Source organism: Rhodococcus sp. GQ147 (assembly GCF_059759155.1).
Map to the genome: position 1 here is coordinate 362,234 of NZ_JCAXDU010000001.1, position 25,022 is coordinate 387,255.

The 25,022-nt window shown below is 68.6% G+C and carries 23 protein-coding genes; 4 read left to right on the forward strand and 19 right to left on the reverse strand.

The features are described from left to right. Window positions 1-53: 53 nt before the first annotated feature. From AC6CID_RS01460 to mftE, 12 genes are all read right to left on the reverse strand, one after another. Entirely contained in the window at window positions 54-407 is a 354-nt protein-coding gene (locus AC6CID_RS01460; RefSeq protein WP_006553525.1) for a hypothetical protein, read from the reverse strand. 65 nt (window positions 408-472) lie between these two features. Then, window positions 473-2,434 carry an acetoacetate--CoA ligase gene (locus AC6CID_RS01465; protein WP_498353489.1) on the reverse strand — a complete coding sequence of 654 codons (1,962 nt, stop codon included), beginning with the start codon at window positions 2,432-2,434 and terminating at the stop codon, window positions 473-475. A 143-nt stretch (window positions 2,435-2,577) separates the two neighbouring features. Further along, window positions 2,578-2,847, reverse strand: coding sequence for a GlsB/YeaQ/YmgE family stress response membrane protein (locus tag AC6CID_RS01470; protein WP_016932945.1), 270 nt, complete (start codon window positions 2,845-2,847; stop codon window positions 2,578-2,580). 145 nt (window positions 2,848-2,992) lie between these two features. Continuing rightward, window positions 2,993-4,660, reverse strand: coding sequence for an AMP-binding protein (locus tag AC6CID_RS01475; RefSeq protein WP_006553528.1), 1,668 nt, complete (start codon window positions 4,658-4,660; stop codon window positions 2,993-2,995). 96 nt (window positions 4,661-4,756) lie between these two features. Beyond that, on the reverse strand, window positions 4,757-6,157 hold the full coding sequence (locus AC6CID_RS01480; RefSeq protein WP_006553529.1) for an MFS transporter: 1,401 nt from the start codon (window positions 6,155-6,157) through the stop codon (window positions 4,757-4,759). Window positions 6,158-6,303: 146 nt separating this feature from the next. Next, complete coding sequence (locus AC6CID_RS01485) at window positions 6,304-6,852, reverse strand: hypothetical protein (protein WP_121208916.1); 549 nt, start codon at window positions 6,850-6,852, stop codon at window positions 6,304-6,306. Window positions 6,853-6,985: 133 nt separating this feature from the next. After that, window positions 6,986-7,510, reverse strand: coding sequence for a DUF779 domain-containing protein (locus AC6CID_RS01490; RefSeq protein ID WP_450150764.1), 525 nt, complete (start codon window positions 7,508-7,510; stop codon window positions 6,986-6,988). 93 nt (window positions 7,511-7,603) lie between these two features. Beyond that, the gene (gene adh, locus AC6CID_RS01495; RefSeq protein WP_006553532.1) at window positions 7,604-9,127 is read right to left on the reverse strand and encodes an aldehyde dehydrogenase; all 1,524 of its coding nucleotides are present in this window, start codon (window positions 9,125-9,127) and stop codon (window positions 7,604-7,606) included. A 66-nt stretch (window positions 9,128-9,193) separates the two neighbouring features. Beyond that, window positions 9,194-10,492: a GAF domain-containing protein gene (locus AC6CID_RS01500; RefSeq protein ID WP_498353490.1), complete on the reverse strand. Its 1,299-nt coding sequence runs from the start codon at window positions 10,490-10,492 to the stop codon at window positions 9,194-9,196. Window positions 10,493-10,528: 36 nt separating this feature from the next. Further along, window positions 10,529-11,989, reverse strand: coding sequence for a mycofactocin dehydrogenase MftG (gene mftG / locus AC6CID_RS01505; protein ID WP_200358433.1), 1,461 nt, complete (start codon window positions 11,987-11,989; stop codon window positions 10,529-10,531). Between the two features lies 1 nt (window position 11,990). Further along, on the reverse strand, window positions 11,991-13,424 hold the full coding sequence (gene mftF, locus AC6CID_RS01510; RefSeq protein WP_064060471.1) for a mycofactocin biosynthesis glycosyltransferase MftF: 1,434 nt from the start codon (window positions 13,422-13,424) through the stop codon (window positions 11,991-11,993). Then, window positions 13,421-14,104 carry a mycofactocin biosynthesis peptidyl-dipeptidase MftE gene (gene mftE / locus AC6CID_RS01515; RefSeq protein ID WP_019291273.1) on the reverse strand — a complete coding sequence of 228 codons (684 nt, stop codon included), beginning with the start codon at window positions 14,102-14,104 and terminating at the stop codon, window positions 13,421-13,423. The genes mftF and mftE overlap by 4 nt, the downstream gene beginning before the upstream one ends. Before the next feature lie 97 nt (window positions 14,105-14,201). On the opposite strand from mftE, the gene AC6CID_RS01520 reads away from it, so the two are divergent. Continuing rightward, on the forward strand, window positions 14,202-15,185 hold the full coding sequence (locus AC6CID_RS01520) for a GNAT family N-acetyltransferase (RefSeq protein ID WP_071935490.1): 984 nt from the start codon (window positions 14,202-14,204) through the stop codon (window positions 15,183-15,185). Here AC6CID_RS01520 and AC6CID_RS01525 read toward each other — a convergent pair. Genes AC6CID_RS01525 through mftA form a run of 7 tightly spaced genes read right to left on the reverse strand, consistent with a single transcriptional unit; the run spans window position 15,160 to window position 22,848 of the window. Then, window positions 15,160-17,145 carry a mycofactocin system FadH/OYE family oxidoreductase 2 gene (locus AC6CID_RS01525; RefSeq protein ID WP_264721572.1) on the reverse strand — a complete coding sequence of 662 codons (1,986 nt, stop codon included), beginning with the start codon at window positions 17,143-17,145 and terminating at the stop codon, window positions 15,160-15,162. The genes AC6CID_RS01520 and AC6CID_RS01525 overlap by 26 nt on opposite strands. Before the next feature lie 2 nt (window positions 17,146-17,147). Further along, the gene (locus AC6CID_RS01530; RefSeq protein WP_024101647.1) at window positions 17,148-17,960 is read right to left on the reverse strand and encodes a mycofactocin-coupled SDR family oxidoreductase; all 813 of its coding nucleotides are present in this window, start codon (window positions 17,958-17,960) and stop codon (window positions 17,148-17,150) included. Between the two features lie 50 nt (window positions 17,961-18,010). Continuing rightward, window positions 18,011-19,912, reverse strand: a complete 1,902-nt coding sequence (locus tag AC6CID_RS01535; RefSeq protein ID WP_498353491.1) for a mycofactocin system FadH/OYE family oxidoreductase 1 — start codon at window positions 19,910-19,912, stop codon at window positions 18,011-18,013. 13 nt (window positions 19,913-19,925) lie between these two features. Beyond that, the gene (gene mftD / locus AC6CID_RS01540) at window positions 19,926-21,134 is read right to left on the reverse strand and encodes a pre-mycofactocin synthase MftD (RefSeq protein WP_006553543.1); all 1,209 of its coding nucleotides are present in this window, start codon (window positions 21,132-21,134) and stop codon (window positions 19,926-19,928) included. Window positions 21,135-21,157: 23 nt separating this feature from the next. After that, on the reverse strand, window positions 21,158-22,399 hold the full coding sequence (gene mftC, locus AC6CID_RS01545) for a mycofactocin radical SAM maturase (RefSeq protein ID WP_498353492.1): 1,242 nt from the start codon (window positions 22,397-22,399) through the stop codon (window positions 21,158-21,160). 19 nt (window positions 22,400-22,418) lie between these two features. Then, on the reverse strand, window positions 22,419-22,712 hold the full coding sequence (mftB, locus tag AC6CID_RS01550; RefSeq protein WP_006553545.1) for a mycofactocin biosynthesis chaperone MftB: 294 nt from the start codon (window positions 22,710-22,712) through the stop codon (window positions 22,419-22,421). A 40-nt stretch (window positions 22,713-22,752) separates the two neighbouring features. Further along, window positions 22,753-22,848, reverse strand: a complete 96-nt coding sequence (gene mftA, locus AC6CID_RS01555; RefSeq protein WP_006553546.1) for a mycofactocin precursor MftA — start codon at window positions 22,846-22,848, stop codon at window positions 22,753-22,755. Window positions 22,849-22,968: 120 nt separating this feature from the next. On the opposite strand from mftA, the gene mftR reads away from it, so the two are divergent. From mftR to AC6CID_RS01570, 3 genes are all read left to right on the forward strand, one after another. Beyond that, window positions 22,969-23,634, forward strand: a complete 666-nt coding sequence (gene mftR, locus AC6CID_RS01560; protein WP_019291266.1) for a mycofactocin system transcriptional regulator MftR — start codon at window positions 22,969-22,971, stop codon at window positions 23,632-23,634. After that, window positions 23,631-24,434 (forward strand): mycofactocin oligosaccharide methyltransferase MftM, encoded by an 804-nt coding sequence (gene mftM, locus AC6CID_RS01565; RefSeq protein ID WP_006553548.1) that lies wholly within the window; start codon window positions 23,631-23,633, stop codon window positions 24,432-24,434. The genes mftR and mftM overlap by 4 nt, the downstream gene beginning before the upstream one ends. Before the next feature lie 82 nt (window positions 24,435-24,516). After that, window positions 24,517-24,957, forward strand: coding sequence for a hypothetical protein (locus AC6CID_RS01570; RefSeq protein WP_024101649.1), 441 nt, complete (start codon window positions 24,517-24,519; stop codon window positions 24,955-24,957). Window positions 24,958-25,022 lie beyond the last annotated feature (65 nt).

The following is a 25,022-nucleotide window of genomic DNA, read 5'->3' on the forward strand; positions in this document are numbered from 1 at the left end:
AATCTACAGGGTGCCCACCCGGCGCCGACCAGCTGTCACCCGAGTGCGGACGATCACGTCCACGCCACGGCGATGATCACGTTGAGAATGCCCAGACCACCGGCGACGTGGGCGAGCGTCGCGGTCGAGCCGGGATTCTGCTTCTCCTTCCTCAGGCCGATGAACGCCACGACGAGCACGGCGAGGGCGACCAGCAGCTTGATGCCGATCTTCATGTGGTTCACCTCGACGACGTCCTGCGCCTCCCGCAGACCGACCAGGGCCAGACCCGTCACGACCTGCAGGATGGCGCCGTGCAGCATGCCGGCGACGACGCGCGGTTCCTTGATGACCGCGAGCCACGAACCGATGATGCCCGCGAGGCCGATGAAGTGCAGGATGAGGAAGATCTTGATGGCGATGTCCATGGGCGCAATCCGACCATTCGGGACGGGGACTGTCCAGTTAGGTCACGCTCATGGTGTGCCCCGGATCACGCCTGGTCGCGGTACCAGTCGAGCAGGTCGGGCTCGTCGATCGCGGTGCGGTCGACGACGCGGCCGGGATCGGCTCCCTGCAGGATCCGTTTGACGGGAACCTCGAGCTTCTTACCGGTGCGAGTGTGCGGCACCCCGGGCGCGGCGACGATCTCGTCGGGCACGTGCCGGGGCGAGGCATGCTCGCGCACGGCCGCACGGATCCGTTCCTTCAGGTCGTCGGTGAGCGTGACGCCCTCGGCGAGGACGACGAACAGCGGCATGCGGTACGTGCCGTCGGGTTGTTCGATGCCGAGGACGAGCGACTCGACGACCTCGGGCAGGTTCTCCACGGCCTGGTAGATATCGGCACTGCCCATCCGCACACCGTGGCGATTGAGGGTGGAGTCGGACCTGCCGTGCATCTCGAAGGTTCCGCGCTCGGTGATCGTGATCCAGTCGCCGTGGCGCCACACACCCGGATAGACGGAGAAGTACGCATCGCGGTAGCGACTGCCGTCCGGGTCGTTCCAGAACCGCACGGGCATGGACGGCATGGGGACGGTCACCACGAGTTCGCCGACCTCTCCGCGCACCGGCCGGCCCCCTTCGTCGAAGGCGTCGACCGCCACGCCGAGGCAGGGCACCGAGATCTCCCCCGGCCACACGGGCACCGTGGGGACGGCGCCGACGAAGGCGGTCACGACGTCGGTCCCGCCGGAGATCGACATCACCTGCACGTGCTCGCCGGCGTTGTCCGACAGCCACGCCGACGACGAGGCGGGCAGCGTCGACCCGGTGACCCCGACGCCGCGGAGGGCCGACAGATCGTGGTCGTCCTGCGGGACGACACCGGCCTTGATGCAGGCCAGCACATAGCCGGGGCTCGTCCCGAGCACCGTGACGTTCTCCTCGGCCGCGATCCGCCACAGGCGATCGACCTCGGGATGGGACGGGGCGCCGTCGTAGGTGACGACGGTGCATCCCACGAGCAGCCCCGAGAGCAGGAAGTTCCACATCATCCAGCTCGGGCTGGTGTACCAGAGGAAGCGGTCGCCGGGACGGAGGTCGAGGTGCAGCGACAACGCCTTGAGGTGTTCGAGCAGCACACCACCGTGGCCGTGCACCAAGCCTTTCGGTGGGCCGGTGGTGCCGGAGGAGAAGACCACCCACAACGGATGGTCGAAGGGAACGGGTAGGGGTTCGAGAGCGGCGTCGCCGGAGACAGCGTCCCGCCAGTCCAGAACGGTCCCGGTCTGCCCGGACGTGTCGAACCCGGACGTGTCGAACGATGTCTCCTCCTCCGACACGACGACCGTCAGGGCGAGGCCAGGCATCGCGGCGCGGAGTACGTCCACCTCGTCGACGCGGTCGTGCCGCCGTCCTGCGTAGCGGTATCCGGTTGCCGTGACGAGTGCTCGTGGTTCGAGTCTGCCCAGACGGTCGATCGCCGCAGGTGCGGCGTAGTCCTGTCCACATCCGGCCCAGACGGCCCCGATGCTCGCCGTGGCGAGCAGGGCGACGATCGCTTCGGGGATGTTGGGCAGGTAGCCGACGACACGATCACCCTCCCCCACCCCGTGCGCGCGGAGCGTCGCGGCGAGCGCGGCCGTCCGGCGTTCGAGTTCGGACCAGCAGACCTCGCGCCGGCGTCCCTCCTCGTCGAGGTGGACGATGGCGGCCTCGTCCGGGGGACGCTCCCGGAAGACGTACTCGGCGAAGTTCAGTCGCGCGCCCGGGAACCACACGGCACCGGGCATGGAGGCGTCGGCCAGAGCCGGGCCGGGGTCGGTGTGGGAGACGACGTCGAAGGCGTCCCACACTGCCTGCCAGAATGCGCCGGGCTCGTCGACGGACCACTGCCACAACGCCCGGTAGCCGGGCAGGTCGAGTCCGTGTCTCTCCTCGACGAACCGGGTGAATCCGGTGACGTTCGCCTGCTCGATGTCGACGTCCGTCGGAGTCCATTGCGGTTCCACCACAGTTCACCTCCCGGTCCGGGACCGTACCTGAACACGGACGAAGGCCCGCCCGGACCGGCCGGGAACCGTCGTGCACGGACGGACTGCCCGTGCACGACGTCCGAGACGTCCGAAACGGAGCCTCGCGCGAGGACTCTCGGCTACCGCCGCTCGCGCGTCGCAGACGTGTAGATGAGGGTGAGCACCACAGCGACGGCGATGGAGATGATCCAGCGGATCCAGTCGATGCCGGAGGTGTTCTCGTTCCCCTCGGACGAGATCAGACCCCAGATCCAGTAACCGATCAGCGCACCGATGATGCCGATGACGATGGTGATGAGCATCCCCATCGCCTGCTTACCGGGGATGACCAACCTGGCGAGGATACCGATGACTGCGCCGAAGATGATCGTGCCGATGATCTGTCCCATGGTGAGCCTCTCTGTTCGGCGCCGCACCCGGGGCGGCGCAACCTCGACGACCATGTACCCCATCAGTGTCGATCATGAACCCCTCACACGAGGCGGATTCGACGTGCCTGTCGAGTGAACATCCTTCTCCGGCAGGGCCGTGGTCTCACCGGCCCCCGTCCGCTCGTGTCGCCTCGAGCAAGGCGATCGCCTGCTCGCGCATCTCCACCTTGCGGACCTTCCCGGTCACCGTCATCGGGAACTCCTCGACCACGTGCACATAGCGCGGGATCTTGTAGTGGGCGAGCTTGCCGGTGCAGAACGTCCGGAGCGAATCGGCGTCGAGCGGTTCGGCGCCCTCGCGCATCCGGATCCACGCCATGAGTTCCTCGCCGTACTTCGTGTCGGGCACGCCGACGACCTGGGCGTCGAGGATGTCCGGGTGGGTGTAGAGGAATTCCTCGATCTCGCGGGGGTAGATGTTCTCCCCACCCCGGATGACCATGTCCTTGATCCGGCCGGTCACCGAGACGTACCCGTCCTCGTCCATGACGCCGATGTCGCCGGTGTGCATCCATCGGGCCGCGTCGATCGCCTCGGCGGTCTTGTCGGGCTGATCCCAGTAGCCGAGCATCACCGAGTAACCGCGGGTGCATAGTTCGCCGGGTTCGCCGCGCGGCACCGTCAGTCCGGTGACGGGGTCGACGACCTTCACCTCGAGATGCGGGCCGACACGACCGACGGTGCTCACGCGCCGCTCGATGCTGTCGTCGCTGCGGGTCTGCGTCGAGACCGGGGAGGTCTCGGTCATGCCGTAGCAGATGGAGACCTCGCTCATGCCCATCCGGTCGATCACCTGCTTCATCACCTCCACCGGACACGGTGATCCCGCCATGATTCCGGTCCGCAGACTCGACAGGTCGTAGTTGTCGAATCCGGGGTCGGCCAGTTCGGCGATGAACATCGTCGGCACGCCGTACAGCGACGTGCACTTCTCCTCGGCGACCGCACCGAGCGTCGCAGCGGGGTCGAATCCCGGCGCCGGCAACACGATGGTCGCGCCGTGACTCGTGCACGCGAGGTTGCCCATCGTCATCCCGAAGCAGTGGTACAGCGGGACGGGGATGCAGACCCGGTCGCGTTCGGTGTAGTGGCACAGCTCGCCGACGAAGAAACCGTTGTTGAGCACGTTGTGGTGACTGAGGGTGGCGCCCTTGGGGAAACCGGTGGTGCCCGAGGTGTACTGGATGTTGATCGGATCGTCGGGCGACAACGAGGCCTGGGCCGCGTCGAGCGGTGCCCGGTCCTCGGTGAGCGCGGCGCGGCCGGAGTCGACGAGTTCGTCCCACCGCGGCGAGTCGAGCAGGACGACGTCCTCGAGATCGGGGCAGTTGGGCCGGACGGTCTCGATCATCTGCGCGTAGTCGGAGGTCTTGAACGTCGGGGCGGACACCAGCATCCGCACACCGGCCTGCTCGAGGACGTACTGCAGCTCGTGCGAGCGGTAGGCGGGGTTGATGTTGACGAGGATCGCCCCGATCTTCGCGGTCGCGTACTGCACGAGCACCCACTGCCAGCAGTTGGGTGCCCAGATTCCGACGCGGTCACCCTTGGTGATGCCCGCCCGCAGCATACCGAGCGCGAGCACGTCGATGTCCGCGACGAATTCGGTGTAACTCCAGCGCTTTCCGGCGGCAGAATCGACGAGCGCCTCACGGTCGCCGAAGCGGGCGGCGGTGCGGTCGAGGTTGTCGCCGATGGTGTCGCCGAGCAGCGGGACGTCCCAGGCACCCTGGGTGTAGCTGGGCAGACGGTCGACGTCGAGGCCGGACATCGCATTCTCCTTCACGAGCGGGGAAACGGCTGTGGTGGCGGTCGTCGGGCTGCTGCCGGACGACCGCCACCGGGGGTGGATCGGTGGGGCGGTGGATCAGAGGGCCCGGTCGCGGGTCTCCACGAGCGCCGCGGTGCAGACCAGGCTCACGAGGCCGATTCCGGCCAGCATGATCCCGATCGCGATACCGCCGTAGGAGGCGGCGAGCGGTGCGGCGATCATCGGCGGGATGGCGCCGCCGAGGACACCGGCGAAGTTGTAGCCCAGACCGGCACCGGTGTAGCGGTAGCGGGTCGCGAACATCTCGGGCAGCAGTGCTCCGCACGGCCCGTAGGCGATACCGAAGATCGCGAGGGTGATCATCATTCCGAGCACGAACGCAATCGGTGAGCCGGTGTCGAGGAGCGGGAACAACACCAGTGCCCAGACCACGGAGAAGGCGCACGAGACCATGATGACCTTCTTGCGCCCGAAGCGGTCGGAATACAGCGCGGACAGCACGATCGCGAGACCGAAGACGAGCGACGAGGCGATGCCCACCACCAGGACGAACGGCCGGTCGAATCCCAGCTCGGACGTCGCGTAGCTGGTCAGGTAGGCCGTGCCCATGTAGAAGAAGGCGAACATGATGGCCAGCGCGCCGCCGGCAAGGAAGATCTCCTTGGCCTGGTAGCGCAACGCGTCGAGGAAGGGCAGCCGGCGCGGGGCCTCGATCTCGGCGGCCGGGGCACTACGGCGGGCTTCTTGCTCCGCACGAAAGACAGGAGTCTCTTCGATGGCGAGGCGCATGTAGAGGCCGATGCCGACGAGAACGATGCTGAGCAGGAACGGGATCCGCCAGCCGTAGTTCAGGAAGGCGTCGTTGGTGTCGCCGAGGGCGAGACCGGTGAACAGGAAGGTTCCGCTCGACAGGGCGAATGCGATGGCGGGACCGAGCTGCGGGAACATCGCGTACAGACCGCGTTGGCCTGGTGGCGCGTATTCGGCGGTGAGCAGGGTCGCACCGGCCCACTCACCGCCCACTGCGAAGCCCTGGGCGAATCGCAGCAGCACGAGGATGATCGGGGCGGCGACACCGATGGTCTCGGCGCCGGGCAGAAGGCCGATGAGCAAGGTGGAGATACCCATCAGCAGCAGCGTGGAGATCAGCGTCTTCTTGCGTCCGATGCGATCGCCGAAGTGCCCGAACAGCATTGCGCCCACGGGGCGGGCGATGAAGGCGACGGCGAAGGTCGCGAAGGAGGCGACGGTACCTGCGGTCGATCCGAGCGCGGGGAAGAAGACCGTCGGGAAGACGAGCGCTGCGGCGGTGCCGTAGATGAAGAAGTCGTAGAACTCGATCGTCGTGCCCATGCAGCTGGCGACGGCGACGCGCCGGATACCGGGCCCTTCCTTCGAGGGGCCCGCGTGGCGGGGTGTGGATGGATCGGGACGCGAACGTCCCACCGGTCCGGCGACGGGGGGTTCGGCAGCCCCCGGGGTCGACACACTGGTCACGTGAGTCCTCCGTTGTCCGTTCGAACCGCGGGCGTGATCGCCTCGGCGGATGAACGAAACGTAGTGATGCCGGTCACCCCCGCACCACCCCCGAAAGGGGGGTAGAGGTGACCGGCATCACATAGTGCGCCGAACGAACGAAATTGTCAGCGGCCGGCGGCGCCCGCGATCTCCTGGCGCATCTCGCCCCACACGGAGGCGTAGGAGTCGATGTTGGCGGCCGTGGCCCACGCCAGCGAGCCGCCCTTGATCTTCTCCAGGGCCTCGGCGAACAGGTCCTGGTAGCGCGACAGGCGCGGCACGAACGCCGACACGTCGTCGAACAGACTCTGCGCCCGGCGGTCGAGGTCGATGAGGCCGTCGACGAATCCGTCGGCGTCCGCGTTCTCGAGGAGCGTGTTCAGCTCCTCGTCGAGTGGGAGGAACTGGTCGTAGAGCTCCGAGATCGAATCCTCGTCGATGGAGACCCGTTCGGCATCGAGCTGATCGTTCAGCTCGGAGGTGCCCTTGTCGGTGAGGCTGATGCCGCCGCCGTTCTCCGACGCCTTGCCCTGTTCGAGGAGCGCGGCCACCGCAGTCTGGCCGGCCGCCACCGACACACCGAGGTGCGCGGCGATCACCTCGGCAGTGACCTGCTTCTTCAGGCGCACCGTCTGCAGCAGTGCCAGTTCGTCCACGTTGCCTGCGAAGGCCATGCCCACTCCTCGTCGCACCCGCCGGGCGCCCACGTCGTCGTCCGGAATCCGGACGGATTCCGTCCCGATTCTGACGCACACCGGCAACCGGCAGGCGAGTCACCCTCCTCCCGATGGGATCACGCAGATGGGATCACGGGGACAGGCCGGGTACCGGGCACGCGTCGGCAGCCTCGGCGACCACGGTGGGCACATCGGACACGGCGGGCTCCACGCCGGCCTCCCGGTCCCGCCCGGTGAGTGGCCGGTGGGCTTCCAGGAGAGCCATTTCGTCGGAAGTGAACGCGCGCCCCCTACTGAGGAACCGCACCCCCTCCGGACTCTCGAGGCTGAACCCGGAGCCGCGCCCGGGCACCACGTCGAGGACGAGACAGGTGTGCTTCCACGCCTCGAACTGCGAACCGGAGATCCACACCGGCACGGCGTCCGCGCCGACCGGCGGATCGGAGCGGGTCTGCCCTGCCCCGAGGCGCAGGTCGAGGACTCCGAGGAGCACGTCGCAGTCGCCGACGACGAAATCGCCGTCGGGATAACACATCGGCGCGGAGCCGTCGCAGCATCCGCCGGACTGATGCATCATGAGCGGTCCGTTGCGCTGCGCGAGGCGGCGCAGCAGGGCGACGGCATCGACGGTCGCCACGATTCGCGGGACGGTCACAGGCCTGCCTTTCCGTTGGGGTGCACGGTGTTCCGAGCGTATGGCAACGGCGCCTGCCACGTCGTGCGGACGTGACAGGCGCCGAAGTTCGGATCAGAAGAAGCCCTGTGCCTTGGGGGCGTAGGACACCAGGAGGTTCTTCGTCTGCTGGTAGTGGTCGAGCATCATGTGGTGGTTCTCGCGGCCGATGCCGGACTGCTTGTAACCACCGAAGGCCGCGTGCGCGGGGTACTGGTGGTAGGTGTTCGTCCACACCCGGCCGGCCTGGATGGCGCGACCGGCACGGTAGGCGACGCCACCGTCGCGGGACCACACACCGGCACCGAGACCGTAGAGGGTGTCGTTGGCGATCGAGATCGCATCGTCGAAATCGCTGAAGGACGTCACGGACACGACCGGGCCGAAGATCTCCTCCTGGAAGATGCGCATCTTGTTGTTGCCCTGGAAGATCGTCGGCTGCACGTAGTAGCCGCCCGAGAGGTCGCCGCCGAGATCGGCGCGCTCACCACCGGTGATGACCTTGGCACCCTCGCTCTTGCCGATCTCGATGTACGACAGGATCTTCTCGAGCTGGTCGTTCGAGGCCTGAGCGCCGATCATCGTGTCGGTGTCGAGCGGATCGCCCTGGCGGACGGCCTTGGTGCGGACCGCGGCGAGCGAGAGGAAGTCGTCGAAGATGTCCTGCTGGATCAGCGCACGCGACGGGCACGTGCACACCTCACCCTGGTTGAGGGCGAACATCGTGAAGCCTTCGAGCGCCTTGTCCTGGTAGTCGTCGTTCGCCGACAGCACGTCGGAGAAGAAGATGTTCGGGCTCTTGCCACCGAGTTCGAGGGTGACCGGGATCAGGTTCTGCGAGGCGTACTGCATGATCAGCCGGCCGGTGGTGGTCTCACCGGTGAACGCGATCTTGCGGATGCGCGGGCTCGACGCGAGCGGCTTGCCCGCCTCCACACCGAAACCGTTGACGATGTTGACCACGCCGGGCGGCAGCAGGTCGCCGATGATCGAGATCAGGTGCAGGATCGACGCCGGTGTCTGCTCGGCGGGCTTGAGGACCACCGCGTTGCCGGCGGCCAGGGCCGGCGCGAGCTTCCACACGGCCATGAGGATCGGGAAGTTCCACGGGATGATCTGGCCGACGACGCCGAGCGGCTCGTGGAAGTGGTAGGCGACCGTCTCGGAGTTGATCTCGGAGATCGAACCCTCCTGCGCGCGGATGGCTCCCGCGAAGTAGCGGAAGTGGTCGATCGCGAGCGGGATGTCGGCGTTGAGGGTCTCGCGGATGGGCTTGCCGTTGTCCCACGACTCGGCGAGGGCGATCGACTCGAGGTTCTCCTCGATGCGGTCGGCGATCTTGTTGAGGATCACCGCGCGTTCGGCGGGCGAGGTCTTCCCCCAGGCCGGCGCGGCGGCGTGGGCTGCGTCGAGCGCGAGTTCGATGTCTTCCTCGGTGCCGCGAGCGACCTCGGTGAACACCTGGCCGGTGACGGGGGTGACGTTCTCGAAGTACTCCCCCTTCACCGGGGGCACCCACTGGCCACCGATCCAGTTGTCGTACCGGGACTGGAAGGACATGTGGGCGTCGGGCGAACCGGGGCGGGCGTACACGGTCATGTGCATCTCCTGCAGCGTCGAGCGGTCGGTATGTGATCCGAAACACTACGAACGCGAGGGTTGCAACTACGTTGCGAGCTGCCTGTCCAATCGGGTCAATGTGGCATCGACCTGCGCGAAGCGGGGTGACCGGGGATCGATCGATGCCCGGTAGGCCGCCCAGGCGGTGATGTCCTCGCGGCCGTGGACGGACGCGGTCCATTGCGCGAGCAGATGCTCCTCGCCGCAGCGCAACAGCGCCGCCCGCACGCCCGAGCAGAGTTCGTCGCGGATCTCCTCGATGCCCGGCGCCATCGATCCGGGCAGGATCTCCCCGATACAGAGGCGGACCGCCGAGGCCACGTCGCCGCGGTCGAGTGCGCGGCGCACGTCCGCGACATCGGTGTCGAGCGTGGTGAGCAGCCGATAGGGCCGCGATCCGAGGTGTTCGGCCCCGAGCACCTTGCGCAGGCGCGACATCTCGGCGCGGATGGTCACCGAGTCGAGTTCGTTCTCGTCGAGCAGCATCGCGAGCCTGTCGGAGCTCAGGCCTTCGGGGTGATCGGCGAGGATCAGCAGGATCTCGGCGTGCCGGCGGGACAGGCCGACGCGTTCGCCTCCGCGGTGCAGGGCGGGCCGCCCGGCGCCGATCGTCTCGATGCGCGGCGTCGCCGACGGGAACAACGGGCGGCCGCTCAGGGCATGCAACCGCAGTTCGGCCTCCGCCGCCGCGACCGTCGCGCGGACGAGTTGCAGGACCTCGGGCGCGGCGACGCGGTGCCCACCGGTGATGTCGATGGCACCGAGGACCCGGCCGCTGGTGGGGTCGTGCACGGGAGCGGCCGAACAACTCCATTCGTGCACCGTGCGGTTGAAATGCTCGGCGCCGAAGATCTGCACCGAATGATCCACGGCGAGAGCCGTTCCCGGAGCGTTCGTGCCGACGCGGTCCTCACTCCAGTCGGCCCCTTCGACGAAGCTCATCGACAGGGCGCGGTCGCGCGCGGCGTGATCGCCCTCGACCCACAGCAGCCGTCCCTGTCCGTCGGTGATGGCGACGAGCAGTCCACTGTCGTCGGCGTCCTCGACGAGGAGCTTGCGCACCACCGGGCGGATCAGCGACATGGGGTGGCCGGCGCGGTACTCCTCGAGGTCGTGCCCGGAGAGCAGTGCGGGTTGTTCGACGACGTCGGGATCGATGCCGCGCTGCAGGCTCCGGCTCCACGAGTCGCGGACCACCGAGCGCACCCCGTCGAGCCGATCCTTGCCGCGGGCGGAGACGAACGTGCCGTGCGCGCGCAGTACCGCACGTGCGTGCGCGGCCACGTCCGCTCCCGGGTCGAGTGCCACCCAGGGGTTGGTCGTCGCGATTCCACGATCCGTCATGTACCGGCGCCTCCTCCCCCGACACTGTAGTCGGGATCACACCGTGTGGGGCAGGGCATCCCTCGCGGTCGCGGCGATGCGGTGGGCGAGCATCACCGCGGTGGCGTGCGGCCCACGGCTGGGGACCTGCGGAAACACCGAGGTGTCGACGACGCTCAACCCCTCGATCCCGCGCACGCGGCACCACTCGTCGACCACGGCGTGCTCGTCGTCGCCCATCCGGCACGTGCCGGACAGGTGCAGGGACGTTCCGAGCCTGCCGCCGCGCGCGTCCACGCTGCCGGCCTCGACGACGCCGGTGGTCGCGGCGAGGAGGTCGGCGGCGAGCCGGACACCCTCCTCCAGAGCTTGCCGGTCGGCCGGGTCGGTCAGGTATCGATAGTCGAGCAGAGGTGGACGTCGCGGGTCACGTTCGTCGAGCACGATGCGTCCGCGACTGCGGGGGCGCGTCAGGACGACGCCGAGCACCGGATCGGCGACACCGCTGCCGGGGATCGCCGCACCGAATGCCGCGGTGTACGGGCGCAGTTCGAGGTTCTCGGTGTGCAGGACCGTCTCGAGCAGCAGCGTGTGCGACGGGAGGCCCGGGCGGAATCGGTACGGGACGGCGAACTCCGGATGGTCGGAGAAATCGCGGCCCACCCCGGGAAGGTCGTGCAGCGGATCGACGCCGAGCCGGCGCAGTTCGTCGGCCGGTCCGATCCCGGAGAGCATCAGCAACTGCGGGGACCTCACTGCGCCTGCGGCGACGATCACGTGTCCGGCCGAGATAGTTCGTGGTCCGTCGGGTCCGGCGATCTCGACACCCACCGCGCGACCGCCCGCCATCACGACTCGGGTCGCGCTCACCCCGCCGGCGACCGTCAGATTCGGCCGGTCCAGGACGGGTGCCAGGTACGCGAGGAACGGACCCACTCTCGTGCCGTCGCGCATGTTCGACGGAACCGCACCCACCCCGTCGGGTCCGGGAGCGTTGAGGTCGGCGACCGGTGCGAATCCCGCACTTTCGGAGGCGTCGACGAAGGCACGCGAGAGCGGATGCATCCGTTCGCGCGGCACCCTGGCGACCGGTATCGGGCCGGAACTTCCGTGCAGGTCGCCGGGGACATCCGTGTCGGTCTCGACGGCCCGGAAGGACGGCAGCACCTCCTCGTACGACCACGAGGCGGGCCACGACGCGAAGTCGTCCGGCCGCGCACGCACGAAGTACGCGCCGTTGACCGCGCCGGAGCCCCCGAGCACCCGGCCCCGCGTCACGGTCGCCTGGACGTCCGAGGTCAACCGTCCGGGAAAGTCCGCCGTCCACGGGCTCTCCGGACCAACCGGAAGGACGGCAGCGTCACGGATCTCGCGCGGAACAGCGGACGCCGACCCGAACGCCGTGCCCTCCTCGAGCAGCAGCACGGTGCGGTCCGGATCGTCGCTGAGCCCGGCGGCGAGAACGCAGCCACAACTTCCCCCGCCGACGATCACCACATCGGCGTGCGCCGGGATCATGTCACTTCCGGATGTCGGGTACGAGCGCGGCCGCCGTGCGGGCGTCGAGCGCACCCTTCCACAGCCCCGCGCCGTAGGCGAGGTCGTCGAGGCGCTTGTAGAGCAGGTACCGGACGGGATCGAGGCCGCCGCTCTCGCGGTGCGTCTTCCAGTCCCAGATGCCTTCGGCCACAGCGCAAGCCAGAACCGCCCGCCGAACCTTGCGGGAGAACACCGCTGCGACGACCGTGACCGGCCAGTAGTGCCGGCACACCGCCGACGCCACCTGCCACAGACCACCGGCGAATCCCTGGGCGGTGAGCAGCGCGGCGATGCGGTCGGGCCGGTCGAGTTCGGAGAACATCCGCCGCAACCGCACGAAGGTGACCACCTGGGTCAGCACCGCTGCGATCACCCCGACGCGGGTGAAGGTCGCGATCGCGACGCACGCGAGGAGCGTCCAGATCGACATCACCATCGGTGGGACGGAACCCGGATGCCGCTCGGCGAGCGGAGCCGCACCGGTTCCGTAGAATGCCTTGCGCGTCAACCACGTCCGGAAGCGGGTGCGATGGTCGTGCGCGACCCGCGAGATGGGCTCGTACCGCAACCGCCACCCCGAGGTCTGCAGTCGCCGGCACAGATCGACGTCCTCGGCCACGTGCATCGTCTCGTCGAAACCACCGCAGGCGACGAGCGCGTCGCGACGGACGAGCAGCGCCGCGCTCGGCACGTACGAGACGGGACCACCCGCGACCACAGCGGATTCCCGGCTGCCGAGGTCGAGCGACGAGCGTGCGTGCTCGTACTTCGCGAGCGCGCTGCTGTCGGGTTCGAGGGCCACGACGCGCGGCGCGACGAGTGCGACCGCAGGATCGGTGAAGTGCCCCAGTGATCGTTCGAGCCAGCCCAGCTGCGGCACCACATCGGAATCGAGGAAGGCGACGAATTCCGTTGCCACCTGCTGCAATCCGGTGTTGCGGGCCGCCGCCGGCCCGCGTGCGGTCTCGTGCCGGATCACCCGGACGCGACCACGTTCCGGCGCCTCGACCGGTTTCTCGGAACCGTCGTCGACGACCACGACCTCGTGCCCTTCGACAGCGGCGAGGAGACGGGCGAGGCCGGACGGATTGTCCTTGACCGGGACGACGACGGTGACGGCGGAACTCGGCGGCAGCTTCGTCGGCCGGGGGTTTCCGATGCCCGAGTCGAGCAGGCGTCGCGCGACCGCGGCGCTCTGCGCGTCCACCACCTCGACGAAGTCCTCGTCGATCATCGCTACGGCGGCGGGGGCAAGTGTGAGCATGCGCGTGGGCGATCCTCCGACGAGGACGCGTCCTCCGGCGAAGCTGCGCACCCGCGCGTCGATGCGCACACCGAAACCGTCGGGGAGCCGGGTCGCTGAGGGCTGCGCCGCCTCCGGGGACGTCGCCTGTGGAGTGATCGCCCGACTCACCGAAGCCTTCCTTCCGTTCCCGGCTGCCACCGGGCGACCTGTGCACTCGCCCGCTCGACCAGACTCGCGAACAGGCGCGCGCCGAGTTCTGCGGTGGCCTCGGTGGGGTCTCCCAGCACTCCGTTCGCGGACACCGAGACGATACCGGCTTCGCGCAGTCGTGGCATCAGTGCTCCGATCGGTTCCGTTGCGCCGACCGCGGCCCGCGTCATGTCGACCGCCCCGGGCGCCAGGTGCAGCAGCAGACTCGTCTCGGTGACACCGGCGTGGGCATCGGATCCGGGCACCGCGCACGGAAGCCAGGCAGCGTCGCGGCCTTCGTATCGCAGGAGGCTCACCGCCTCGATCAGCGGATAGGCGTTGCCGCCGTGCCCGTTGACGAAGACGACCCGCTTCGCCCATCGGCACACCGACCTGCCGTATTCGACGATCAGCGCCTTCGTCACCTCGGCTCCGATCGAGACGGTGCCGGCGAAACCTTCGTGTTCCCCGCTGGCTCCGTAGGGCAGGGGTGGCGCGAGGACCACCTCGGGCAGCTCGGCGGCGACAGCAGTCGCGATCCGGGTGTCGGTGTCGAGGGGAAGGTGTGGGCCGTGTTGTTCGAACGCACCGATCGGGACGGCCACCGTCACCCGGTCGGGTTCGATGTCCGTCCAACAGGCGTCGGCGAGCTCCCGCATCACCGCTCCGATGCTAAGGGTTTCGCGGGCGTGCACGAAACCCGGAGGTCTCGGTGGGTCCGCCCGGACGCCGAGATCCGGTCGGTACGCTTTCCCGGTGCTGATCGAACCTCGTCCGCTGGACGATCCGGACGTGCAGGACCTCATCGGCGAGGTCCAACTCGAATACGTGCGGAGGTACGGCGGACCCGACGACACCGAACTGGCGCCGCACGAATTCGAACCGCCACGCGGGGTGTTCCTCCTGGCGGTGGCCGACGGGGTTCCGGCCGGGATCGGCGGCTGGCGTGCACCGGAGCATTCGCATCGAGGGGTACGCGACGATGATGCCGAGATCAAGCGGATGTACGTGCGGGCGAGCATGCGGCGACGTGGTGTGGCAGCACGGGTGCTGGGTGCGCTGGAGCGCACGGCGACCGATGCCGGTCGCCGTCGCATGATCCTCGAGACGGGCAGCGAGCAACCCGAGGCGATCGCGCTGTACGCGAAGGCCGGGTACGTGCCGATGACCGAGCGCTTCGGGCTCTACGCAGAATCACCGACGGCGATGTACTACTGCAAGGAACTGCCCCCGATCCGTCCGGCGACCGACGACGACCTGCCGGTGCTGCAGGAGATCGAACGCGCGGCGGGCAAGCCCTTCGCCGAGATCGGGATGGCGTTCGTCGCCGACGACGATCCTCCGTCCGTCGAGGAGTTGCGCGCTCACCGGGACGCGGGCCGCTGCTGGGCGTGGTTCGACGAGCAGGGACGAGCGGTCGCGTATCTCGTGGCCGACCTCGTCGACAACGGTGTCCACATCGAGCAGGTGTCGGTGCATCCCGATCACGCGCGTCGCGGGATCGGCCGCAAGCTGATCGACCACGTCGCGGGGTGGGCGCGGGACGCCGGGTTCGGATCGCTGACGCTGACCACCTACCGCGATGTGCCGTGGAACGGCCCGTACTACGCCCGTCTCGGCTTTCACACGGTCGCGGACGATGCCCTCTCCCCCGTTCTCACCCGGATCCGCGCGGAGGAACGGAAGCACGGCCTCGACCGTTGGCCGCGCATCGTCATGCGCCGCGGGCTGGAGGCGTAGGAGCCAGGTCCCTGGCGGCCCGCTCCCCCTCGACGATCGCGGCGTGCAGGCGGCGTGGCGTCACCGCGTCGCCCACACGGATCACTCTCGTGCCGGATGCCGAAAGCTCCTGCCACAGCTCGTCGACGGGATCCTGATGGGTGGCGACGACGACCGCGTCCACCGTGAGCGTCGCCGGTTCGCCGGTCGCGTGGTGGACCAGGGCAACCTCGGCGCCGTCCGGCAGGTCCACGACACCGCCGACGGCGACGCCGGTGAGTCGCTCGATCCGCTTGTCGTGGGCGCGGCGCAACCAGCCGTCGAGCTCGAGCGTCAGGCCGAGGTCCTGGCCCACGAGCATTCCCGGCGTGCACACCGTCACTGCACATCCCCGGTCCGCCAGCAGTTCGGCGACCGAGGTCGCCTGGTGGAAACCGAGATCGTCGACGACGAGGACCCGGCCGGAGGGTGCAGTGCGACCGGTGAGCACATCGCGCACATCGCTCACCCGTGCGGACGATCCCGCCCAGGCGGGCCGGTGCGGGCGCGCGCCCGTCGCGACGACCACGACGTCGGGCGCGAGCGCGTGCAGTGTCGCGGCATCGGCGGTCACACCGGTGCGGATGTCCACTCCCCTGCGGCGGCACTCGCCGTCGAGGTGGGTCACCGCACCGAGCAGTTCGGCACGGTGCGGGGCTGCGGCCGCCTCACGGATCTGGCCGCCGGTGCACCGGTTCCGTTCGAGCAAGGTGACCGAATGTCCTTCTCCGGCAGCCGTTACCGCAGCCTGCAGACCCGCGGGTCCGCCGCCGACGATGACGACCCGGTGCGGTACGGCGGGCGCGGCAGGAGCGTCGGATTCGTACCCGGCCTGGGGATTGACCGCGCACGCGATGGGACGGTTGAGCCCGACCCGTCCGATGCATTCCTGATTGCAGCCGATGCACGGCCGTATCTCGTCGTCGCGGCCGGAGAGGGTCTTGTTCGCGAACTCCGGGTCGGCGATCTGCGCGCGCACGGCGCCGACCAGATCGCATACTCCGTCGGCGAGCGCGGCACCGATCTGTTCGGGTCGGGTGAAGCGCCCGACCCCGACGACCGGCAGCGACACCGCCGCCCGGATCGCGTCGGGGACGAACAGGGAATAACCGTGCGGGGTGGACATCGGCGCTTCGACCAGATGCAGCGTCTCGGTCGCGACGCCCACGGACGTGTTGAGGTAGTCGACGTCGCTGCTCGCCTCGAGCATCCGCGCGACCTGCACGGCGTCGTCGATACCGACACCGCCGTCGGTGCCGTCGTGACCCGTCAGTCGCACGCCCACGACACGGTCGCGCCCGACGGCCGCCCGTACCGCGGACACGACCTCGAGCAGCAGACGGGCCCGCCCGGCGAGATCCCCGCCGTAGCGGTCCGTGCGACGATTCGTCGCGGATGCGAGAAAAGCGCGCAGGACGGATGCCTGGGAGCACTGGATCTCGACACCGTCGAAGCCGCCCTCGGCACAGCGGCGGGCGACGTCGGCGTAGCCCGCGACGAGTTCGGCGATGTCGGATTCCGTCATCACGCGTGGGACCTCGCGGAAGAGCGGGTCGGGCTCGGGGCTCGGCGCCCACAGCGGTTGCCCCGTGTACATCGAGGTGCCCTGCGCGCCGTTGTGGTTGAGCTGCGCGAGGATCCGCGTGCCGTGTCGGTGGACGGCGTCGGTGAGGCGGCGGTAACCGGTGACGATGTCCGGGTCCCAGCCCCGGATCAGTTTCTCGTAGGGCCGGTCCGAGGGGTGCACGGTGTGCTCCTCGGTGACGATCATCGACGCGCCGCCGCGTGCTCTGGCGTCGTAGTACGCGATGTGACGGTCGGTGACGGTGCCGTCGACCGAGAAGTTGGTCAGGTGCGCCGGGAAGACGATGCGGTTGCGCAGGCTGACCGGACCGATCCGCAACGACGCGTGCGGAACGGTGCCGGTCGCCGTGCGCGTCACCGTCAGACCTTCGAGTTGCCCTGGTCGATGGCCATCTGGCTGCCGGTGATCGTGGAGGCCCGATCGCTCGCGAGGAACAACACGGTCTCCGAGATGTCGTCGGGGTCGGCCGCAGGCTTCTCGGTGAGGATGGGGACGAAGTTCGGTCCCCACGACGGGTTCTTCTCGAACAGCTTCAGGACGCTGACGTCGGTGCCCATCGGGGTGTTCACGCCGTAGGGGTGGATGGAGTTGACCCGGATACGGTACGGGCCGAGTTCCTTCGCCGCTGCCTGCGTGATACCGACGAGGCCGAATTTCGCTGCCGCGTAGTTGATCTGGCCTGGCATCGCCTTGAGGCCCGCCACCGAGCTGACGACGATGATCGATCCGCCGTTACCGGCCTCGATCATCGCGGGGGCAGCGGCCTTGAGGGTCTTGAAGACACCGGTGAGGTTGATGTCGATCAGCTCTTCGAACTGGTCGTCGGGCATTTCCCAGAAGCGGTTCCAGCTGCAGATGCCGGCATTGGCGACCACCACGTCGAGTCGCCCGAACTGGGCGACGCCCTCGTCGACGACGGCCTTCAGTGCGGCACTGTCGCGCACGTCCGCGACACGGGCGAGGATCTTCCCGCCGGCCTCCTCCACGAGGCGGACCGTCTCGTGGAAGTCGTCCTCGGTGGCCTGCTCGTAGGTCACGTACTCCGATACCGGGGCCGCGATGTCGACGCCGATGACGGACGCGCCCTCGCGCGCGAACCGGATGGCGTGGTTGCGGCCCTGCCCGCGCGCGATCCCGGTGATGAAGACGACCTTGCCGTCGAAATCTCCCATGTCGGCCCTTCCGTAGACCCAAATTAGAACGCGTTTCAGTGTGCCCCACGTTACAGCGCCGTGGCCACCCGGTATCCCTCTCGGACGGCCTCGCGCACGGTCCTCGGGGCCACCTGGTCGCCGATCGACCGCGATCCCGGCCACTCGGACACTTCTGCCGGTAACGGGGGTGCGCAGTCGACCAGGACAGCGTCCGCCACCGGCCTGGATTCCCCGGACACCCGGTCGACGAGCACGACGCCGTCGGCATCGACCGAACCGACCCGGCACCCGAGATGTCTCGCCACGCCCGCCCGTTGCATGCGGACGTCGAAGGCGACGAGGTCCCCCGTCGGCGCAAGTCGTGATCCGGCGACCGGGTCACCCGTCGCATAGTGGACCTCCGCGCCGCGCTCCACGAAACGGTCGACGACGGCACTCGCCACCGGACCACCCGTCGGATCCCACACGACCATCCGGGACGCAGGCGGCCGAATCCCCGACAGCACCTCCGCGGCGGTCGCGTACCGCTCGGGCTCGGTCACCGGAAAGGAGGGTGGACGTGGAAGCCCGCCGGTGGCCTGCACGACCTCCGTACCCGCAGCGAGCGCACTCTCGATGTCGGCAGCGCTCACTTCCGTGCCGGTACGGATGTCGACGCCGGACTCCAGGCACTGCTGTTCGAGCCAGTCGACGAGCGCAGCGAAGTCGGGCCGGCCACCGCGCGAGACGGCGGCGATCGTCCCACCGACCCGTTCGTCCGCCTCGACCAGGACGACACGGTGACCGCGCGTCGCTGCCACGCGCGCTGCTTCCAGACCGGCGGGTCCAGCACCCACCACGAGTACGTCGCGTGCGGAGTCCACCGGTCCGGGAGAGTTCCGTGTCTCGTCGCCGGCCTCCGGGTTCGCGATGCACCCCACGATCGAATTGTGGAAGTCGTCGACGAGGCACGCCTGGTTGCAGCGCACGCAGGGACGCGGCCGACGACCGCGACGGACGGCGACGACGAGGTCGGGGTCGGCGATCTGCGCGCGGGTCATCTCGACCAGGTCACACGCACCGTCGGAGAGGGCCCGCTGCGCGTGGCCGGCGTCGACGATGCTGCCCTGCAGAGCGATCGGGACCGATCCGGAGATCTCGTCCCGGATGCGGCGGCACAGGTCGTCGTTGAATCCGGCGGGGACATGTGCGTCGGGCCGATACGACTCGGGTGAGAACAATCCACCGCGCACCACGGTGAGCAGGTCGACCGATGATGCGATCGCGCGGACGTATCCGGCGGCGATGTCGGGTGTGATGCCCGCCCACGGCGCGTTCTCGTCGCACGAGAGTCTCAGTGCAACAATGTGATCCGAGCCGATTCGCGCGCGAACGGCGGCGATCGCCTCACGCAGCAGCCGCAGGCGTTCGGTGCCGTATGCGTCGTCGCGACGGTTGGTCAGCCCGGAGAGGAACTGCCGCAGCAGCGAGGTCGGTCCGGCGTCGAGTTCCACTCCGTCGAGACCCGCTTCCGCGGCGACGACGGCAGCACGGGCGAAGGACTCGACGAGCTCGGCGATTTCACGCTCGGTCGCCTCGGCAGGCAGTTCGCGTGTCACCGGATCCGGCACGCGCGAGGGTGCCCACAGCGGTGCCCGGGTCCACGCGCTCGAACCCTGCAGGCCGCGATGACCGAGGCCGGCGAGCACGAGTGTGCCATGCGGACGGCAGGCCTCGACGATCCGCCGGTAGCCGTCCCCGCAGTACTCGGCCAGCGGTGCGCGTTCGTAAGGGTGGTCGGACGGGTGCACCGACGCCGTCTCCGTGACGACGATCCCGCACCCACCCTGCGCACGTCGCGCGTAGTACGCGACGTGACGGTCCGAGAACGACCGGCCGTCACCGAGATTGGTGACGTGCGGACCGAAGATCACCCTCGACGGAGCGGTGCGTCCGGCGAGGGTGATCGGTTCGGTGAGCGCGGGGCTCATGTCGTCGGTTCGGTCAGATGCCGAGATCGCGGCGGAAGCCGTCCGGCACGAAGACGTCGTCGGGGGTGAGCTCGTGGATCGAGTTCTTGCCCAGACCCATGAGGGCGGAACCGATTCCGCCGGAAAGGATGTCGAGGACGTTCTCCACGCCTGCCTGACCGTTCGCGGCCAGACCCCACAGGTACGCGCGGCCGATGAGCACGGCCCTGGCGCCGAGCGCGATCGCCTTGACGACGTCGCTGCCGCGGCGGATACCGCCGTCGAGCAGCACCTCGACGTCCTTGCCCACCGCTTCGGCGATCGCCGGCAGGGCCCGGATCGGCGCCGGGGTGCCGTCGAGGTTGTTGCCACCGTGGTTGGACACCGAGATGGCGGTGACCCCGGCATCGACGGCGCGCTTGGCGTCGTCGACGCGCATGACGCCCTTGAGCATGAACGGTGCATCGCCCCACTGCTCACGCAGCCACGCGACGTCCTCCCAGGTGGGCAGGGGCGTGGTCATCCACTCGCCGTAGGCGCCGAAGAAGGTCGGGGCCTGGCCGTCCGGCGGCGTGAGGTTGGGGGTGGTCAGATCCGGCACGGCACCGGTCTTCGCCCATTCGAGGAGCCACTTGGGCCGGGTGATGCCCTCGGGGGCGAACTTGACCATCGCCTCGAGGTTCATCCGCTCCGGGATGGCGGGGCTGCCCCAGTCTCGACCGTTGGAGAACGACCAGTCCAGGGTCATGATCAGACCCTTCGCGCCCGCAGCGCGGGCACGTTCCATGCGTTGGATCAGCGTGTCGCGGCTGCCGACCCAGTACATCTGGAAGAAGGTCTTGTCGTTGACCGCCGCGACTTCCTCGATGGACTTGCTCGCGAACGACGACAGACCCATCGCGGTGCCGCGGGCGGCGGCCGCGCGGGCCACGGCGACCTCACCGTCCGGGTGCACGGCCTGCACACCGGTCGGCGAGATCATCACGGGCAGGGACACATCCTGTCCCATGATGGTCGTAGACATCTCCCGCTTGTCCGACAGTCCCGCGACGTGCGGGGCGAACCCGAGTTCGCGGAAGGCGGTGGTGTTGTCGTCGGCCGTGATGCCGGCCTCGGATCCGGCGACGAGTGCGCCGTAGACGGACTTGGGCAGGCGTTTACGGGCGCGCTGCTGTGCGATTGCGACGGTCTCGAACCATGGGTCCTGGGCCCACGGATTCTTCAACCAGGAAGGCTTGGCCATCGTCGGTCGTCTCCTCGGAAAGTCTAGAGCCCTGCGAGCGGATTCTCGTCGCAGAACTTGGCGGGGGGCTTGGTGAGCAGGGTCAGCGGTACCGGTGCGGCCGGGGTGCGCCGTTCGGCGCGCTTGCCGGTGCGCGAGTGGTCGACGCTCGACTGCGGCACGGTGCGCTCGGCTTCGAGCGCGGACTGCCCGTAGCCCTGCACGCACTCGGGATCGGGTCCGTCCATCGGCAGGCCGGTGAAGAACTTCGCGGCCATACAGCCGCCGCGGCACGCGTCGAAGAAGTTGCACGAGCCGCACGCACCGGCGGACTGCGGTTCGCGCAGTTCGCGGAACAGCTCGGAGTTCTTCCACACCGACGCGAAACCACCCTCGGTGAGGATGTTTCCGGCGTGGAAGTTCTCGTGGATCGCGAACGGGCACGCGTAGACGTCGCCGACCGGGTCGATCAGGCACACCACGCGTCCCGCACCGCACAGGTTCAGTCCGGGCAGCGAGCCGCCGCCCTCGCCGCCGAAGGCGGACAGGTGGAAGAACGAGTCGCCGGTGAGCACGCCCTCGCCGTGGGCGACGAGCCAGTCGTAGAGCTGCCGCTGCTGCTCGTGGGTGGGATGCAGGTCGTCCCACACGTCCACGGCGCGGCCGGACGGGCGCAGTCGCGTGATGCGCAGGGTCGCGCCGTAACGGTCGGCGAGAGCCTTGAATTCGTCGAGCTGGTCGACATTCTGGCGGGTGACGACGACGGAGATCTTCGCGTCGCGGAAGCCCGCCTCGGACAGGTTCTCCAGGGCACGCACGGCCATCGCGAACGAACCTGGCCCGCGCACGGCGTCGTTGACCTCGGCGGTGGCGCCGTCGAGGGAGATCTGCACGTCGACATAGTCGGAGGCAGCCAGCCGGGCGGCGACCTTCTTGTCGATGCGCACACCGTTGGTCGAGAACTTCACGCCCACCTGGTGTTCGGTGGCGTAGTCGACGAGTTCCCAGAAATCGGATCGCACGGTGGGTTCGCCGCCGCCGATGTTGACGTAGAAGACCTGCATGCGCTGCAGTTCGTCGATGATCGCCTTGCACTGTTCGGTCGACAGTTCACGCGGGTCGCGCTTGCCCGACGAGGACAGGCAGTGCACACATGAAAGGTTGCAGGCGTAGGTGAGCTCCCAGGTCAGGCAGATCGGGGCGTCGAGGCCCTTCTCGAACTGGTCGACGAGGCGACCGACCTTCGGTGGGGCGGAGGTTGTGGGCGGTTCGAGCAGCGAGGTCATGGACTGGTCCTTACAGACGTCAGACAGGAACGATCATGTGCGAATCGGCCAGGGTGCCCAGGGCACGCACGTAGGGCCGCTCGGCGTTCTCGTCGATCCCGTGCGCTCGCAACGCGTCTCGCACCGACCCGTGGTCGCCGAGGGATCGGACGACGTCGACGATGACGGTGTTCTTCAGGAACGACAACTTGCGGGTGCCGAAGTGGTAGAGCAACGCCCCGAACGGCTCGGGGCGAAGCGCTACCTGCGGGTGGAGCCGCCAGCCGGCACCCGGATCGAACATCTCGGTGTCCGTTGCGGTCTCGGTGTCCATTGCCAGGGGGGACACGTCGGTGGCTCCGGGCGCGGTCATGTCAGTACACGCCGCACATGCCGTCGATGGAGACCTCTTCGACGAGGGACTCCTCGATCAGATCGGATTCGATCACGGCGTTGTCACGATCGGACATGTTTCCTCCTCGGTTTCTTCTCCTGGATCGGAGCCGGTCGTCACAGTGGGACTTGCGCTGTGAGACGGTTCACCACTGTAATGGCATCGAGTGCAGAATGTCACGCCTTCGGGAGGAAGAATGACGCGTAGTCGCGGGAAACCGTCCGCTCGGATAGGTCGCCGCCCGTCCACCACGAAGGAGGAACTCGCCGCAATCGGCATCGAGCTGTTCATGGAGGCGGGCTTCGACGAGACGAGCATCGACGACATCGCCGAGGCGGCCGACATCGCGCGACGCACCTTCTTCCGCTACTTCCCGTCGAAGAACGAGGTGGCCTGGGGAAACTTCGACGAACACCTCGCCGGCATGCGCGCGAGCCTCGAAACGATCCCCGAGGACGTTCCGCTCTCGGAAGCGCTGACCACCGCCCTGCACGACTTCAACACCTTCCCCGACAGTGAGGCCGAACGACACCGCGCGCGGATGGGTCTCATCCTGCACACGCCCGCGCTGCAGGGCTATTCGTCGGTGATGTACCAGGGCTGGAGACGTGTCGTCGCCGAGTTCGTCGCCCGTCGCATCGGGGCCGATCCCGACGACCACATCCCCCGCACCGTCGGCTATCTGCTGCTCGGTGTCGCGATCTCCGCCTACGAGGCGTGGCTCGACGAGCCCGGATCGGATCTGCACGACTTACTGGCCACCGGGATGGGGACACTGACGGCCGGTCTCGACTACAGTGACCCGCACTCCCCTTCCACACCGCCCCCTTCCACACCTCCGAAAAAGGTTGCGAAACAATGACCCTGCTCGATTCGCTCGCTCCCTGCAGCCCGGGCCGGTGGACACACGATCACGTGACGGTCGAACGCGTACCCGCCGGGCCGCTGAACGTCCGGCGCGAGGACGACCGACTCCACGTCACGCATTCCCTCACGGCCGAGCAGATCAGCGAGCGACTCGTCGCCGAGGTCACCGCCTCGATCCAGGACATCGAGTTCGGTCAGGACGAGTTCGAGCTGACGATGGTGGGACTCGTCCGCTCCACGGTGCCCGGCGCCCTCGACTCGTGGGTCACCTACTACCGCAACTCGCTCGGCGAACTGCTCGACGGTACAGCCGATTTCGCGCCCATCCATAATCGGGCCGCCGAACTCGTGCGTGGGAGCGTGCTCGACCTGGGGTCGTGTTTCGGCTTCCTGCCGCTGCGGCTCGCCGCCGCCGGCACCACCGTCACCGCCACCGACATCCTGCCCGGCACGATGCGCCTGCTCGATGCGGTCGCACCGCGGCTCGGGCTGCACGTCGACACGCTCGTGTGCGACGCGGCGAACGTCCCGGTGCCCGACGGCAGCGCCGACACAGTCACCGCGATCCACCTGCTCGAGCACGTCGACGACGCCCTCGGTGCCACGATCCTCGCCGAGGCGCTGCGGATCGCCCGGCAGCGGGTGGTGGTCGCGGTGCCGTTCGAGGACGAGGCGACGGCCTGCCACGGACACGTGCGCACCTTCGACCTGCCCGCACTCGAGGAACTGGGCCGCAGTACGGGGCGTCCCTTCGAGGTGTTCGAACACCACGGTGGGTGGCTCGTCATCGGGTGATCCACCCGGGCCATCCGCCTGCCCGCCCATCCGTTTCCCGTCCGGCGACGAATACCCGGTGTGGACGGAAGGAGGTGGCGTGATGGACCACATCGTCGAGAGCCACTTCGGCTGGACGACTCGTCGCGTCGTCCTTCCCCGCCCCGGCGCATCGCGGGACATGTCGTGCGGAGTGGTGACGGACTGTCGGCCGCTCCCCGAGCGACCGGACGTGCGGCTGCTCGTCTTCCACGACGATGCGGACGACTCCGACTACGACGCCGTGGCGATCGGAAAGACCGAGGGTGCGAACGACATTCCGGTACTGACCACCGTCGAGGAGTGTCTGCTCGTCACCGCGACCCGGCCCGGTTCCGGTCCCGCGATCGTGCTCGCCGCGCCGCCGGGTGAGGACGAGGGCCGACGGGTCCGGGAGATCACCCGGCAGCTTCTCCGAGGCGGACCGCTACTGCGCCTGATCCTGTATACCGGCGCACTGTCGGTACTCGTGCCATTGCACTCGCCTGCTCCGACCGGACGCTGACGCGGTGTGGACGTCGGGTCCGTACCCGCCAGTCCCCCGTCGCCGTATTTGCGGACGCGGCCACG